Origin of the sequence: Streptomyces flaveolus (genome assembly GCF_044765825.1) — a bacterium.
GTDB lineage: Bacteria > Actinomycetota > Actinomycetes > Streptomycetales > Streptomycetaceae > Streptomyces > Streptomyces flaveolus.
On record NZ_JBIWKU010000014.1, the window covers coordinates 1 to 15,464 of the forward strand.

11 protein-coding genes are annotated in these 15,464 nt (G+C 74.2%); 6 read left to right on the forward strand and 5 right to left on the reverse strand.

The genetic code is table 11. The annotated features are described in order from the left end of the window. The first annotated feature begins 408 nt into the window (after nt 1-408). Together ACIRG6_RS32440 and ACIRG6_RS32445 are read left to right on the forward strand one after the other, a co-directional pair. Nucleotides 409-654 carry a hypothetical protein gene (locus tag ACIRG6_RS32440; protein ID WP_318215005.1) on the forward strand — a complete coding sequence of 82 codons (246 nt, stop codon included), beginning with the start codon at nt 409-411 and terminating at the stop codon, nt 652-654. A gap of 101 nt (nt 655-755) precedes the next feature. Then, complete coding sequence (locus tag ACIRG6_RS32445) at nt 756-1,391, forward strand: TIGR04222 domain-containing membrane protein (protein ID WP_403325244.1); 636 nt, start codon at nt 756-758, stop codon at nt 1,389-1,391. Nucleotides 1,392-1,485: 94 nt separating this feature from the next. Here ACIRG6_RS32445 and gcl read toward each other — a convergent pair whose 3' ends face one another. Continuing rightward, entirely contained in the window at nt 1,486-3,270 is a 1,785-nt protein-coding gene (gene gcl / locus ACIRG6_RS32450; protein ID WP_364820967.1) for a glyoxylate carboligase, read from the reverse strand. A gap of 185 nt (nt 3,271-3,455) precedes the next feature. Between gcl and ACIRG6_RS32455 the strand changes: the two genes are divergently transcribed. Continuing rightward, a complete protein-coding gene (locus ACIRG6_RS32455; protein WP_364678950.1) occupies nt 3,456-4,142 on the forward strand; it encodes a hypothetical protein in 687 nt (228 codons plus the stop codon). Nucleotides 4,143-4,160: 18 nt separating this feature from the next. Here ACIRG6_RS32455 and ACIRG6_RS32460 read toward each other — a convergent pair whose 3' ends face one another. Beyond that, nucleotides 4,161-5,768 (reverse strand): AMP-binding protein, encoded by a 1,608-nt coding sequence (locus ACIRG6_RS32460; RefSeq protein ID WP_364678948.1) that lies wholly within the window; start codon nt 5,766-5,768, stop codon nt 4,161-4,163. Continuing rightward, nucleotides 5,765-7,438, reverse strand: coding sequence for an AMP-binding protein (locus ACIRG6_RS32465; protein WP_403325247.1), 1,674 nt, complete (start codon nt 7,436-7,438; stop codon nt 5,765-5,767). The genes ACIRG6_RS32460 and ACIRG6_RS32465 overlap by 4 nt, the downstream gene beginning before the upstream one ends. Nucleotides 7,439-7,562: 124 nt before the next feature. Here ACIRG6_RS32465 and ACIRG6_RS32470 point away from each other — a divergent pair, with 124 nt between their 5' ends. Continuing rightward, on the forward strand, nt 7,563-8,399 hold the full coding sequence (locus ACIRG6_RS32470) for a helix-turn-helix transcriptional regulator (RefSeq protein WP_239764243.1): 837 nt from the start codon (nt 7,563-7,565) through the stop codon (nt 8,397-8,399). A 399-nt stretch (nt 8,400-8,798) separates the two neighbouring features. Next, nucleotides 8,799-11,609 carry an AAA family ATPase gene (locus tag ACIRG6_RS32475; protein WP_403325249.1) on the forward strand — a complete coding sequence of 937 codons (2,811 nt, stop codon included), beginning with the start codon at nt 8,799-8,801 and terminating at the stop codon, nt 11,607-11,609. Between the two features lie 412 nt (nt 11,610-12,021). Here the strand turns inward: ACIRG6_RS32475 and ACIRG6_RS32480 are convergent, their stop codons facing one another. Continuing rightward, a complete protein-coding gene (locus tag ACIRG6_RS32480; protein ID WP_364820980.1) occupies nt 12,022-12,858 on the reverse strand; it encodes an alpha/beta fold hydrolase in 837 nt (278 codons plus the stop codon). Between the two features lie 319 nt (nt 12,859-13,177). Here ACIRG6_RS32480 and ACIRG6_RS32485 point away from each other — a divergent pair, with 319 nt between their 5' ends. Then, nucleotides 13,178-13,966 (forward strand): S1 family peptidase, encoded by a 789-nt coding sequence (locus ACIRG6_RS32485; RefSeq protein WP_365023402.1) that lies wholly within the window; start codon nt 13,178-13,180, stop codon nt 13,964-13,966. 125 nt (nt 13,967-14,091) lie between these two features. Here the strand turns inward: ACIRG6_RS32485 and ACIRG6_RS32490 are convergent, their stop codons facing one another. Continuing rightward, nucleotides 14,092-15,198, reverse strand: coding sequence for a winged helix DNA-binding domain-containing protein (locus ACIRG6_RS32490; RefSeq protein ID WP_403325252.1), 1,107 nt, complete (start codon nt 15,196-15,198; stop codon nt 14,092-14,094). Nucleotides 15,199-15,464 lie beyond the last annotated feature (266 nt).

Below are 15,464 nucleotides of genomic sequence, written 5' to 3' on the forward strand. Positions count from 1 at the left end.
CGAGGATGACGGGAGCGGTCTCGGAGGGGGTGTCGGGCATGCGCCTCACCGTAGCGGGCGGCCCCCCCCGCCCCCCCCGGCCCCCCCCCCGGCCCCCCCCGGGGGGGGCCCCCCCCCCCCCCACCCCCCCCGGCCCCCCCCCCGCCCCCCGCCCCCCCCCCCCCCCCCCCCCCCCCCCCCCCCCCCCGCCCACACCCCCCCCCACCCCCCCCCCCCCCGCCCCCCCCGCCCCCGCGCCGCCCCCCCCCCCCCCCCCCCCCGCTTCTCTGTGTCCGGGGCGTTTCCGTGCCCGGCGCTTCTTCCTGCCCGGTGCCGCTCCGCGCCCAGTGCTCCACACGTGTCCGGCGCCGCCGCGCGTCCCGTGCGGGCCGGGGTGCGGGTGTCTCCCGGGCGCAGCAGTCTGGAGTCATGGCACATCCACCGGAGCATCCCCACATCGTGGTCCGTCCCGCGGCGCTGGACGGCTCCCGCCGGGTCACCTCGGGCGAGGAGACGCTCGGGGTCGCCTCGCACCTCGACGACGTCGCCGAGATCCTGCGGCTGGCCGACCTGTACGTGACCGACGTCGCCACCAGCGATCTCGTCGAGTGGCAGGGCGGCGGCCCGGACGACTGGCCGGGGCTGCACGAGCATCACGAGCCCCACGGGAGCTGAACGCGCGTGGGTCTCCCTCACGTCTTCCTCCGAGAACGCGGCCGCACGCTTGAACCACCCCCCGCGCCGGGCACATCCCCGGACACACGGGGGGTGAGGCCATGGACAGTGACACGGACATCGGCTGGGAGCCGCACGAGATCGCGCTGCTGGGCGGCGGGCCGCGAGCCGCCGTCACGGTGGCCCTGGTCGCGCTGCATCTGCGGGGCGCCGTCGAGACCGGCCCGCGCAGGACGCTGTGCGCGACAGGGCCGGAGCCGCAGGGGCTGGGGCCGTTCGAGGGGACGGTCCTGGACTGCCTGCGGGAGCCGCTCACCGCGCGCGAGCTGGTCCGGCACCCCGACGTGCGTCTGGCACTGGCCCTGACGCGCATTCCGCTCGCGGAGGACGGGCTGCTGCGCTACCCCCGGCTGGGGCCGACCCGCGGCGCCCGCCGCCGCGTGGCGTTCTGGCGGGAGCGGTACCCGCTGCCGGCGGCCAGGCACGGGCTGACGGACGAGGACACGCTGCTCGCCGTCGCCCTGCACGGCGATGCCGCCCTGCGCCTGCTCCTGCCGCGCTTCGCGCTCCGGGCCGGGCTCATGCACCCGGGCGCCCCGGCCGAGGGAGTGCGCTTCTCCCTGGGACGGGGCAGGTTCCTGAGGTGGCGCGACGAGTACGAGGACTCCGTCTCGGGCGACTGGGGCGCGGGCCACGGGGACCAGTCGGGCGGCTGCGGCGGGGGCGGCGTGGACTGAGCGGCCCCGGACATGCGCGAGGGCGGCCCGTCCAGGTGACGGACCGCCCTCGCGAAGGCCGCACGGATCGTGCGGGTCCTACGGGTCGTACGGGTCAGACCTTGAGCGTCCGGATCGCCGTCGGGGCGTGTCCGGGCTCGGTGGCGACCTCCTCGAACTCCACGACGTTGCTGATGTCGTTGGTGCCCGACATGGAGATGTTGGTGACGCGCTCCAGGATCGCCTCGACGACGACCGGGACCTGGAACTCGGCGGCCAGCTTCTTGGCCTGCTCCAGCGCCGCGCCCAGCTCGTTCGGGTCGGTCACCCGGATCGCCTTGCAGCCCAGGCCCTCGGCGACCTTGACGTGGTCGACGCCGTAGACGCCCAGCTCGGGCGAGTTGATGTTCTCGAACTCCAGCTTGACCTGGAAGTCCATGTCGAACCCTCGCTGCGCCTGACGGATCAGGCCCAGGTAGGAGTTGTTGACCAGGACGTGCACGTACGGGATCTTGTGCTGCGCGCCGACGGCCAGTTCCTCGATCATGAACTGGAAGTCGTAGTCGCCGGAGAGCGCCACGACCTGCCCCTCGGGGTCGGCCTTGGCGACGCCGAGCGCGGCCGGGACGGTCCAGCCGAGCGGGCCGGCCTGGCCGCAGTTGATCCAGTGCCGCGGCCGGTAGACGTGGAGCATCTGGGCGCCGGCGATCTGGGAGAGACCGATGGTGGAGACGTACCGGGTCTCCGGGCCGAAGGCCTTGTTCATCTCCTCGTAGACGCGCTGCGGCTTGATCGGGATGTCGTCGAAGTGCGTACGGCGCTGGAGCGTGGCCTTGCGCTCCTGGGCCGAGGCGGCCCAGGCGGAGCGGTCGGGCAGCTTCCCGGCCGCCTTCAGCTCCCTGGCGACCTCGACGAACAGCTCCAGCGCGGCCTTGGCGTCGGAGGCGATGCCGTAGTCCGGGGCGAAGATCTTGCCGATCTGGGTGGGCTCGACGTCGACGTGGACGAACTTGCGGCCGGCCGTGTAGACGTCCAGCTTGCCGGTGTGGCGGTTGGCCCAGCGGTTGCCGATGCCGAGGACGAAGTCCGACTCCAGGAACGTCGCGTTGCCGTAGCGGTGCGAGGTCTGCAGGCCGACCATGCCGGCGTTCAGCTCGTGGTCGTCGGGCAGCAGGCCCCAGCCCATCAGGGTCGGCACGACCGGGGTGCCGGTCAGCTCGGCGAACTCCACGAGGAGGTCGGCGGCGTCGGCGTTGATGACACCGCCGCCGGCGACGATCAGCGGGCGCTCGGCGGCGTTGAGCATGCCGATCGCCTTCTCGATCTGGGCGCGGGACGCGGCCGGCTTGTAGACCGGGAGCGGCTCGTAGGTCTCGGGGTCGAACTCGATCTCCGTCATCTGGACGTCGATCGGCAGGTCGATCAGGACCGGGCCGGGCCGGCCGGAGCGCATCAGGTGGAACGCCTGCTGGAAGACGCCGGGGACCTGCGCGGCCTCCAGGACGGTGACCGCCATCTTCGTCACCGGCTTGGCGATGGAGGCGATGTCGACGGCCTGGAAGTCCTCCTTGTGGATCACCGCGGTCGGCGCCTGGCCGGTGATGCACAGGATCGGGATCGAGTCGCCGATCGCCGAGTACAGACCGGTGATCATGTCGGTGCCGGCCGGTCCGGAGGTGCCGATGCAGACGCCGATGTTGCCGGCGTGGGTCCGGGTGTAACCCTCGGCCATGTGCGAAGCGCCCTCGACGTGACGGGCGAGGGTGTGGTTGACACCGCCGGAGGCCTTGAGTGCCGCGTAGAAGGGGTTGATCGCCGCGCCCGGCACACCGAACGCGTCGGTGACGCCCTCGCGCTTGAGGATCTCAACTGCCGCTCGGGCAGCGGTCATACGAGCCATCGAGTACTCCTGCTTCGGCTGTCGGATTCGCACTCCCGGCGCGCCCCGCGGTGAGCAGATCCTTAGCTTTTCCGTATAGCGAAATTTGATTTCTACGATCTGGAAGTAATGTAAGTGGGCGGCTGGGGGCCGTCAAGAGACCGGGGCGGCCAAGACACGGACAGGACGGGGGTGTCCGGAGGACGATGGGGGTCATGTCCGAGACCATCTCGGTGTGCTGCGCCGCCTGCGGGCGCCGGCACCGCTACACGGCACCGTCGTACCCGTGCGTCTGCGGCACGCCCGTCGCCCCGCCGCTGGATCCCCGCGGGGCCCCGACGGTGGTCACCCACCGGGCCTGGGACGAGGAGTGGATCGGGGTGCGCTGCTCGGCCTGCGGGACCGAGAGCCAGTGGCCGCGCCCGGAACTGGGCTGTCCGTGCGGGACGGTGCTGTGCGTGCCGGTGGACCGGACGGCCGCGGGCCGCACCGGGCGGCCTCCCGGCTCACGGGTCCCGGCCCACCGGGCCGTCCCGATCCGCACGGCCCGCGACGCGGTCACCGCCGCCGTCCTGTATCTGCGCGGGCTCGGTCACCGGGACGTGCGCCGCGCCGACCAGCGGCCCACGGCCGGCATCGGGCTGGCCGCGCCGGGCATCGTGGCCCAGGTGGACCCGACGGTGGGCCCGGCGTCGGCGCGGGACGTGGAGTGCCTGTGGCTGACGGCCATGGCGGAGTCCGCGCAGGGCCTCTACTTCTCCCTCGCCGGGTACGCCGACGACGCCCGCGCCCGTGCCGGGCTGCTGGAGGTCCCGCTGTTCGTCCTCGACCCCTCGGGCGTGGCCCGACCCGTCAACGCGCCGGCCGTGGCGCTGGACGCCACGGCCGGCTGAACTTCGCTCTTACGGGCCCTAGTTGGCGTAGGTCTCCCGCAGCTCGATCTTGCGTACCTTCCCGGAGACGGTCATCGGGAAGGCGTCCAGGTTCTGCACCCGGCTCGGCACCTTGTAGTGGGCCAGCTGCCCCTCGCAGTAGGCGCGCAGTTCCTCGAGGGTCAGCGGGTCGGCCGCGTCGCGCGGGATCACGCAGGCGAGGACCTCCTCGCCGTAGCGCTCGTGGGGCACACCGACGACCTGGACATCCGCGATCTTCGGGTGGCCGTAGAGGAACTCCTCGACCTCGCGCGGGTAGATGTTCTCGCCACCCCGGATGATCATGTCCTTGATGCGGCCGACGATCTCCACGTAGCCGTCCTCGCGCATCATCGCGAGGTCCCCGGTGTGCATCCAGCGGCCCTGGTCGATCGCCTCGGCGGTCTTCTCCGGCTCGTCCCAGTAGCCGAGCATCACGCTGTAGCCGCGGGTGCGCAGCTCACCCGCCTCGCCGCGGGGCACGGTCACACCGGTCACCGGGTCGACGACCTTCACCTCGATGTGCGGCAGCACCCGGCCGACGGTGCCGGTGCGGTGTTCCAGGTCGTCGTCCATGCGGGTCTGCAGGGAGACCGGGGAGGTCTCGGTCATGCCGTAGCAGATGGAGACCTCCTCCATGTGCATCTCGGCGACCACCCGTTTCATCACCTCCACCGGACAGGGCGAGCCCGCCATGATGCCGGTCCGCAGGCAGGAGAGGTCGTACGAGGCGAAATCCGGGTGGTTCAGCTCCGCGATGAACATGGTGGGGACGCCGTACAGCGACGTGCACCGCTCCTGCTGCACCGCCTCCAGTGTCGCCGCCGGGTCGAAGGACGGGGCGGGGATGACGATGCAGGCGGCGTGGGAGGTGGCGCCCAGATTGCCCATGACCATGCCGAAGCAGTGGTAGAAGGGCACGGGCAGACAGACCCGGTCCTGTTCCGTGTAACCGACCGTACGGCCCACCCAGTAGCCGTTGTTGAGGATGTTGTGGTGGGAGAGGGTGGCGCCCTTGGGGAAGCCGGTCGTCCCGGAGGTGTACTGGATGTTGACCGGGTCGTCGCAGCTCAGCTCGGCGGCGATCCGGGCGATCCGCTCCGGCGGCACGGAGGCGGCGCCCGCGGTCAGCGCGTCCCAGGACGGGTCGCCGATGTAGACGGTCTCCCGCAGCGCGGGACACCTGCCGCGGACCTGGTCCACGATCGCCCGGTAGTCGCTGCTCTTGTGGGCGAGGGACGCGATGAGCACGCTGATGCCGGACTGCTTGAGCACGTACTCCAGCTCGTGCGCGCGGTAGGCCGGGTTGACGTTCACCAGGATGACGCCGATGCGGGCGGTGGCGTACTGGACGAGGACCCACTCGGGGCAGTTGACCGCCCAGATGCCGACCCGGTCGCCCTTGGTGACGCCCTTCGCCAGCAGTCCGCGCGCCACCTCGTCCACGGCGGCGCCGAACTCGGCGTACGTCCAGCGCCGTCCGGACGGGACGTCGACCAGGGCCTCGCGGTCGGGGTGGGCGGCGACCGCCCGGGCGAGGCCGGCGCCGATGGTGTCGCCGAGGAGGGGGGTCTCGCTGGTGCCGTGGGCGTAGGAGAGCTCGGTCACCGGAAGTCCTCCTCGCGGTACTCGTCCTGCGAGCCGGCCGCCGTGGCCTCGCGCAGCTCGATGCGGCGGATCTTGCCGGACACGGCCTTGGGCAGCTCGCCGAACTCCAGGCGGCGGATGCGCTTGTACGGGGCGAGGACCTCGCGGGAGTGCTCGAAGAGGACCTTCGCGGTGTCGGGGCCCGGCGCCCAGCCCGCCGCCAGGACGACGTACGCCTTCGGCACCGCGAGCCGCAGCTCGTCGGGGGCCGGCACGACCGCCGCCTCGGCGACCGCCTCGTGCTCCAGCAGGGCGCTCTCCAGCTCGAAGGGACTGATCTTGTAGTCGCTGGCCTTGAACACGTCGTCGGCCCGGCCCACATAGGTGAGGTACCCGTCGGCGTCCCGGGCGCCGATGTCGCCGGTGCGGTAGTAGCCGCCGGCCATGGCCTCGGCGGTGCGGTCCGGGTCGCCGTGGTAGCCGGTCATCAGGCCGACGGGGCTCTCGGACAGGTCGAGCGCGATCTCGCCCTCGTCGGCGCCGGGGGCGCCGGTGACCGGGTCGAGGAGTTCGACGCGGTAGCCGGGGCTGGGGCGGCCCATGGAACCCGTCTTCAGCACCTGTCCCGGGCTGTTGGACACCTGCACGGCGGTCTCGGTCTGGCCGAAGCCGTCCCGGATGGTCACGCCCCAGGCCCGCCGGACCTGCTCGATGACCTCCGGGTTCAGCGGCTCCCCGGCGGCGACGACCTCGCGCGGCGGGGTGGCGAGGCGGGTCAGGTCGGCCTGGATGAGCATCCGCCACACGGTCGGCGGGGCGCAGAAGGTGGTCACCCCGGCCCTGTCCATCTCGGCCATCAGGCGGGGCGCGTCGAAGCGCGTGTAGTTGTACAGGAAGACGGTCGCCTCCGCGTTCCACGGCGCGAACAGGTTGGACCAGGCGTGCTTGGCCCAGCCGGGCGAGGAGATGTTCAGGTGCACGTCGCCCGGCTTCAGGCCGATCCAGTACATGGTCGCCAGGTGCCCGACGGGGTAGGACACGTGGGTGTGCTCGACCAGCTTGGGGCGGGCGGTGGTGCCCGAGGTGAAGTACAGCATCAGCGGGTCGTCGGCGGCGGTGGGGCCGTCCGGGGTGAAGCCGTCGGGGGCCGCGGAGGCCTCCTCGTACGGCTGCCAGCCGGGGGCCGTGGTGCCGCCGACCGCGACGCGCGTGTAGTCGCCGGGCACGTCGTCGAACTTGGCGGCGTCCTCGGCCCGTGCGATCACGTGCCGCACCCGGCCGCGGTCGACGCGGTCGCGCAGGTCGGCCGGGCCCAGCAGGGTGGTGGCCGGAATGACCACGGCGCGTAGCTTCATCGCCGCCAGGGCGGTCTCCCACAGCTCGACCTGGTTGCCGAGCATGACGAGGATGCGGTCCTCGGCGCGGACACCGCGCCCGCGCAGCCAGTTCGCGACGCGGTCGGACCGGGCGGACATCTCCGCGAACGAGACCCGGACCTCGGAGCCGTCCTCCTCCACGATGTGCAGCGCCGTGCGCTCGTTTCCCTCGGCGATGACGTCGAACCAGTCCAGCGCCCAGTTGAAGTTCTCGGGGCGGGGCCAGGTGAAGCCCTCGTAGGCGGTGGCGTAGTCCTCACGGTGTTCCAGCAGGAAATCGCGTGCGCTGCGGAACAGGTCGGTCGCCGTCGTCATCTGTCCTCCTCGGTGCCGGACCATTGCCGGGCGGCTCTCTGCCATCGTGTAATCCGTGATGCAGGTCTCACTACCCCCGAACGGGGGTGTGCGCGACGGAACGGGCCGCGAAGGAGTGGGCGCAGTGGCGGTGGACGCGGCTGACGTGGGGGAGATCCGCAGTGCGCTGGTGCGGCTGCGGCGCGCCACCGGGCTGCCGGTCGCGTTCGGCGGGCTGGTGGAGTCCGGCCGGCGGCAAGTGCGCATCAGCGAACTCAGCGGCACCGCGACGGCCGCGCTCAGCGCCCTCGCGGTGACCTCCGGCAACGGCCTGGGCGGCAAGGCGGTCGCGCTCACCCGGCCGTGCGCCGTCACCGACTACTCCGTCTCCCGTCAGATCAGCCACGAGTACGACCTCCCCGTCGCCGCCGAGGGCCTGCGCTCGGTCGTCGCGGTGCCGGTGGTGGTACGGCGCCGGGTGCGCGGCGTGCTGTACGGCGCCCTGCGCGCGGCCCAGCCGCTGGGCGACCGGACGCTGAGCGCGGCCGTGGAGGCGGCGCGGGACGTGGAGCAGGCGCTGCTGCTGCGGGACGAGGCGGGCGAGCTGCTGGCGGCGGCCCGGCCGGAGCCGGCGCGCGATCCGGCGGGCTCCGCGGCGTGGGAGCAGGTGCGGGAGGCGCATGCGGCGCTGCGGGCGCTGGCGCCGAGGATCGCGGACCCGGCGCTGCGGGACGAGCTGCTGCGCGCGTGCGGGATGCTGGCCGCGGGCGGCTCCGCCGTCGGCGGGGTGCGGCTCGCTCCGCGTGAGGTGGACGTGCTGGCGTGCGTCGCCGCCGGGGCGACGAACGCGGTGGCCGCGGAGCGGCTGGGGGTGGGTTCGGAGACGGTGAAGGGGTATCTGCGGTCGGCCATGCGGAAGCTGGGTGCGCGCACGCGGGGCGAGGCGGTCGTCGCGGCGCGGCGGGCGGGGTGGCTGCCGTAGCCGTCCGGCGGCGGCGCGGGGGCGTGCTGGGCGTTTCGGAGGGCCGGGTGCGCGGTCGTGTGGCTGCGGGTCCGCCGTGGCTGAGCTGGTCGCGCAGTTCCCCGCGCCACTGGAGGGTGCCGGTGCGGGGGCTTGGACGGGTGTGCCCGAGGGGCCGTGCGCGAGGGCCGGTGCCGTCGTGCGGCTGCGGGTCCGTCGTGACTCGTCGCGCAGTTCCCCGCGCCCCTGGGGGGTGCCGGTGCGGGCGGGATGGCGGGGGCGGCGGCCGTGGGCATTTCGAAGGTTTTGTATTCTGTGTTCACCGCCTTGTTATTTCCCTCACCTCCTCGCTCTCCCGTAATTCATTGCACCGACGCCTAATATTGGCCGGGACACGACACGCGGAGGGGAGCGGTCATCGTGCGACGGGACTTCACGGAGCCTGCCGGGCGCCGCTCCGACCTGGTCATCGGGCGGGAGGCACCGTTCGGCGCGGCCCGTGAGCAGCTCGACAGAGGGGGCAGTGTGCTCCTGCACGGCCCCGCCGGAATTGGAAAGTCGACCGTCCTGCGGACACTGGCCACCGAATATGCCCGCACGGCACGCACCGTGTTGCGCTGCTCGGCCACGGAGTCCGAATCCCATCTCCCCTTCCTTGCCCTCGCCGACCTCCTGGGCCCGGTGCTGGACGAGGTGTCCGGCGCCCTGCCCGCCGCGCAGCGCACCGCGCTGGAGTCGGCGCTCACCGGCCGGGGCGAGTCCACGCTCCAGCGTGACGGGCTCGCCCTGCGCCTCGCCGTCCTCTCCGCGCTGCGCGCCCTCGCCGCCGAGGGCCCCATCCTCGTCGTCGCCGACGACCTGCAATGGCTGGACCCGGCCAGCACCGAACTGCTCGGCTTCGCCGCCCGCCGCCTCGGCGACACCCCCGTGCGGCTGCTGTGCGCGGTGCGGACCGACGGCCAGGAGTACGACCGCCATCTGCGCGCCTCCCCGCCGGACACCCGGGCGGTACGCCTCGATCCGCTGACCCGCGCCCAGGTGTCGGCGCTGCTCGACCAGCGCGGCTTCCCCGGCCTGCCCCGTTCCACGGTCCGCGACATCCACCGCACCAGCGGCGGCAACCCGCTGTTCGCGCTGGAACTGGGCCGCGCCCTGGCCGAGAGCCCCACCCCGCCCCGTCCGGGCGAGCCGCTGCCGGTGCCGACCTCGCTGCGCGCGCTGGTGCTCAGCCGCCTGGAGATGCTGTCGGAGGAGGCCCGCCGCACCCTGCTGGTGGCCAGCGCGGGCGCCCGGCCCACCCCCGCCCTGCTGCACGCGGCGGGCCGGGTCAACGCCGAGGCCGAGACCGCCCAGGCGGCCGAGCTGGGCCTGCTGGCGACCGACCCGGAGGGTCCGGCCGTACGGTTCGCGCATCCGCTGATCTCGGCCGCGCTGTACGCCGAGGCGCCGGCGCCGGAACGGCGGGCCGCGCACGCCGCGCTGTCCACGGCGGCGTCCGACCCGATCGAGCGCGCCCGGCACCTGGCCCTGGCCACCACCGGCACCGACCCGGAGGTGGCGGCGCGGCTCGCGGAGGCCGCCGCGCTGGCCCGGGACCGCGGTGCGCCGTCGGTGGCCGCCTCGCTGGGGCTGCTGGCCGCCCGGCACACCCCGGCGGACAGTGCGCCGGGGCCCGACGGGCGCCGGCTCCAGGCCGCCGAGGACGCGATCACCGCGGGCGAGGTGGACCTCGCCCGGGACGTCGCCCGCGAGGTGCTGACCCGGGCCACCGCGCCGGGCGAGCGCGTACGGGCCTGGATGGTGGTCATCGAGGCGGCCGGGCAGGCCATCGGCGACGTCGACGCCGTTTTCCCGCAGGCCCTGGCCGACGCGGGCGACGACCCCCGGCTGCTGGCCCTCGTCCACTACCAGCTGGCCTGGCGCGGTCTGGTGGTGCAGGGCGACTTCGCTCAGGGCCGGGAGGAGGCGGCGCACGCGGCCCGGCTGGCGGCGCGGGCCGGGGACCGGAGCACCGAGCTGCTCGCGCTCGCGTTCCAGGCCCAGGCCGAGACGCTGATGGGTCATCCGGACGCCCCCGTGACGATCGAGCGGGCGCGGCAGGAGCCGCAGGACCCGCGGGTGGCGTGCCATCACAACGGGGCGGGCTCCTCCCGGTTCCGCTGGCTGGTGATGAGCGACCGGCTGGCCGAGGCGCGGACCACCGTCACCGCGCTGCTGCGCGAGGTGCGGCGGCGCGGCATGGCCGAGAGCGAGGTGCACTACCTGCGCTTCCTCTCCGAGACCGAACTGCACGCCGGGCACTGCGGCCGGGCCCTCGAACTGGCCCGGGAGAGCCTGACGCTGGCGCGGGACGCGGGCATCGGCGAGGGCGCGGGGGCGATGCAGGCGGCGCTCGCCGAGGCCGCGGGCGGGGACGTGGAACGCGCGCTGGCGCTGGCCCGGGAGGCGGTGAAGCGGGCCGAGGAGGACGGCGACGCCGTCTACCTCTCGCGCGCGCTGGCCGCGCTCGGCCACGCCCACCTGGTGGCGGGCGACGCCGGTGCGGCCGTGGACGCGCTGCGCCGGGTACGGGAGTTGGAGGCCGGCGCGGGCATCACCGACCCGGCGCGCGGCCGGTGGCAGGGCGATCTCGCGGAGGCGCTGGTGCGGACCGGGCAGCCGGCCGAGGCCCAGGAGGTCATCGAGGTCACGCGCGCGCACGCGCTGCGGCTGGGCCGCGGGAGCGTGCTGGCCGTGCTGGACCGGGCGGAGGCGCGGCTGCGGGCGGTGCGGGGCGAACACCGGTCGGCCGTCGGCCGGTTGATGTCGGCGCGGGACCGGCTCGCCGAGCTCGGGTTCGGTCTGGAGGAGGCGCGGGCGGCGTACGCGCTGGCGGAGCTGCGGGCGGACCGGCCGGGGCCGGTGTCGTACGACGAGGCGGCGCGGCTCTTCCGGCGCTGCCGGGCGCTGCCCTGGTTGCGGCAGCTGGAGGCGGCCGTCGCGGCCCGGACGGCCGCGGCCGAACCGGCCCCCGTGCGGCTCGCCGCGGCTCCGGACTGCCTGGCGGGGCTGGCCTCGATGGAGCGTCAGGTGGCGTCGCTCGTCATGGAGGGCGCCACCAACCGGGAGATCGCCGCCCGGCTGTTCGTCAGCGTCAAGACGGTCGAGGCGACGCTGACCCGGGTCTACCGCAAGCTCGGCATCCGGTCGCGCGTCGACATCGTCAGACTGGCGGCGGGCCGCAAGACCTAGCGCCGACGAGCCCGGCGAGGGTGGGCGGCTGGGACGGCCGGACGCCGGCGCGGCCGGCGGACCGGTCGTCAGGCGGGCCGCACGCGCCCGGCGGCGGCGACGGCCGCCAGGGCCGGGCCTGAGCGCGGGCCGTACACCGCGTGACCCTGCCGGCAAACCGGATCGTCCGGGAGCCACCGCCCGCCCCGTCCACCGCCGGTATTCGGCCGGGCTCCCCCGGCAGACCGGTCGTCGGGCCGGCCGTACGCGTCCCGTCGGTGCGCACGGCACCTGTCGCGGCCCCCGATGCCGCGGGCAAGGCCGGTCCTGGGCGCGGGCGGTACGTGGCGGGGGCCGGCCGGCAGACCGGTCGTCGGGTGGCCCGCACCCGCCCCGTCGGTGACGGCGGCACCGGCCGCCGGATCCGGCCCGTCTAGGCGCGGGCGGCGTCCGAGTGGAGGAAGTCGAGGGTGAGCTCCACCACCCGGTCGGGGAACTGGTCGTGCGGGTAGTGCCCGGCGCCCTCGATCAGCTCGAGGCGGCCGAGGCCGGCCGGCAGGGCGTCGACGATCGCGGAACCCTCGGCGTGCGGGTCGGCCCAGTCGGGGTCGAGCGTGCCCATCACCACCAGGACCGGGCAGCGGACGTCGGCGAGGCGCGCGCCCGCGTCGACCGGGGCGCTGCGGCCCATGGCCTGCATGGCCTTCATCCGGCCGGGCTCGCGCAGCAGGGCCTCGAAGCGGCCGAGCCGCTCGGCCCAGTCGGCCGGCTTGACGCCGGGGTAGGCCACGTCGAGGTACGAGCGGAAGAGCGGCAGGCTGCCGAGCGCGCCCGCGCCGAGCAGCCTCAGCATGCCCCGCCTGAAGCGCCTCACCCGCAGGTCGCCGAGGCGGAGCGACTGCTTGCGGGTGAACGGCGCCAACTCGACGACCGCGGTGACCAGCGAGGGTTCCTGCGCGGCGGCGATGGTGGCGGCGCCGCCGGAGACCGAGTGGCCGACGACGACCGCGGGGCCGCCCAGGTGCCGGATCACGGCCAGTAGATCGCCGGCGATGTCGGTGCGGCTCCAGGCCGGCCAGTCGACGCTGGACTCGCCGCAGCCGCGCAGATCGACGGCGGCGACCCGATGGCCCGCCGCCACCAGCGCGGGGATCACCGCACGGTAGGCGGCGCGGCTGTCGCCCACGCCGTGGGCGAGGACGATCAGGGGGCCGGCCCCCGCCACTTCGTACGCGATCGTGCCGCCGTCCACGGCAAGGTACTCGGTCATGACATCCCCCGGCCCCGATTGGCTAACATTGTTAGCTAGAAGCTAATGCCGTTAGCCTGGGCTGTCAAGGGGAACCGCGCGGCCCGCCGCCGCGTCCGAGAGGCGGCCGGGTCCGGGCATCCGGCAGCGGGGTTTACCGGGGGCCGACCGAGGGTTATCCCTGCCCGACTCCCTTAGGGGCTTCCCTCATTGGGGCGCCGACGCCACCGGTTCTAGCGTGAGGGCGTGCCGCTCGCCCGGGCATACGGGGGTCTGTCCCGAGACCCCCGTGCTCCCCCCACGCCCGTGCGACCCCCCACCGGCAATCCCGAGGAGACTCATGTCCGGCCTCACTCGCGCCAGATCGGTCACCGCCGCCCTGGCCACCGCTGCCGCCGCCGCGACCGCACTGCTGGCCGCCCCCACCGGCCACGCCGCACCCCAGCCGATCGTCGGCGGTACGACCACCACGACCGGCGCCCACCCGTTCGTCATGCAGATAACCGACGCCTCGCAGAACCAGTTCTGCGGCGGCACCCTCGTCTCCCCCACCAAGGTGGTCACGGCCGCCCACTGCATGGCCGGCGAGACCACGCGCAGCGTGCGCGTCGTCGGCGGGCGCACCTACCTCAACGGCACCAACGGCACGGTCGCCAGGGTCAGCCGGATCTGGGTGCACCCGGGCTACACCGACGCCGCCGACGGCGACGACGTGGCCGTACTGACCCTGTCGACGTCGATGCCGTACACGCCGGTCACGTACGTCTCCTCGTCGGACACCTCCGTCTACGCGGCCGGCACCGAGGCCCGCGTACTCGGCTGGGGCACGACCCGGGAGAACGGCAGCTCCTCCAACCAGTTGCGGACCGCGACCGTGCCGGTCGTGTCCGACACCGGCTGCCGTACCTCCTACGGCTCCGACTTCGTCGCGAGCGACATGGTGTGCGCCGGATACACCTCCGGCGGCGTGGACACCTGCCAGGGCGACAGCGGCGGGCCCCTTCTCATAGGGGGCGTCCTGGCAGGGATCACTTCCTGGGGCGAGGGCTGCGCCCGAGCCGGTTACCCGGGGGTCTACTCCCGGCTGACCACCTTCTCGGACCTGGTGACCGCGCAGGTCACCTCGTAGCCCTTGCCCCAGCAGGACTCCTGAGTATCCCTCAGGTGCAAGACCGGGGGGCGTTGCGAGCCACCACGAGCGGCCCGCAGCGCCCCCTCTCCATGCCCGCCGCCCCACCGGACGGGCGCCGCCGCTCAGCCGCGCACGGTCCCGAACCGGACGTCGTACGGCTCACCCGGGTGCAGCGTGGCCAGCGTCCGCTCGCCCTCGGCCACGACCTCGTCCCGCCGCGCCCCGGTGAGCCGGTCGAACGGTTCGACGACGAGGGCGCCGTCCTCGAGCTTCCACAGCCCGGCCACGAAGCCGTCGACGAGGAGGACGCGGTACGCCAGGTTCCCCCGCCAGGTGCGGCCCTTGTGCGCCGGCGGGACCACGCGGGTGCGGTCGGCGTGGGAGAGGAGCAGGTTGTCGAACTCGGGGAGGAAGCGCGGCGGGGCCGGGGTGCCGGGGTCGGGGCGCGGCGCGTCGGGCAGGTCGAACAGCTCGGTGCCGTCCGGTCCCCGGAAGGTGACGAGCCGGGGGCGGAGCCGTTCGAAGGCGTCGCGCAGCCGGGTCAGGCCGGCCCAGATCTGCATGTCCTTCACGGACGCCGGGCCGAAGGCGGCCAGGTAGCGCAGCACGGTGTCGTCCGGCGCCGGCACCGGCCGCGCGGGGCGTCCGAGCCAGTGCTCGGCGGTGGTGAGCGTGACCTGGCCGCTGCGACCCCACAGTCCGCGCGGGGTCACCTGGACGAGCGGGAGGCGGCAGCGCGCGGCGACGGACAGGGCCTGCGGGTCGGCGTCGGGCCACTCGGTGAGCAGCGCCTGCCGCAGCTGCTTCATGGTGCGCGGCTCGGCCTCCACCAGCTCGCGGGCGACGACGGCGAGCCGGTCCAGGTCGACCCCCACCAGCCCCTTGCGGAAGGTCCCCAGCTCCCGGTCCCGGGCGGCCTGCACCAGCGGACGCAGGGTCAGGCAGTCCTCGGCGGTGTGGGTGTGGATGGTCGAGCGCAGGGTGACGATGCGGGCGACCCGGCGGTCGGCCATCGCCGCGGACAGGTCCTCGGGGCCGAAGCCGTCGAGCCGGGCGGCGAGCGCGTAGTACGGGGGCTTCACGTTCTGGGCCTGGAGTCCGACGAGGTGCGCGACCGCGTCCTCGGCCGGCATCGGCGCGCGGTGCAGCAGCAACTGCCGGGCGAGCGTCGCGCGGTTGAGCGCGCGGATGCCGAGCACGGGGGCCGTCGTGGGTGCCTTGGACGTCATGCCGTGCACGGTAGCGCCGCTTGCGGTCAGCCTCTGTCCTGGACGAGCTCGCGCACCGGGGCCGCACGCTCGTCACCGGCCACCCCGCCACGGACTCGCAGCCGCCGTCGCGCCGTCCGCCGAGCAGCGGTCCGCGGGGTGTTCAGGGAGCTGGACGGCCTGTCGTACGAGAGGATCGCGGAGAAGGTCGGGATCAGCCCACACCTGACGGAGGTGATGACCGCACGACCGTCACGGTCACCGGCACGCTGTGAGAACGACGTGAT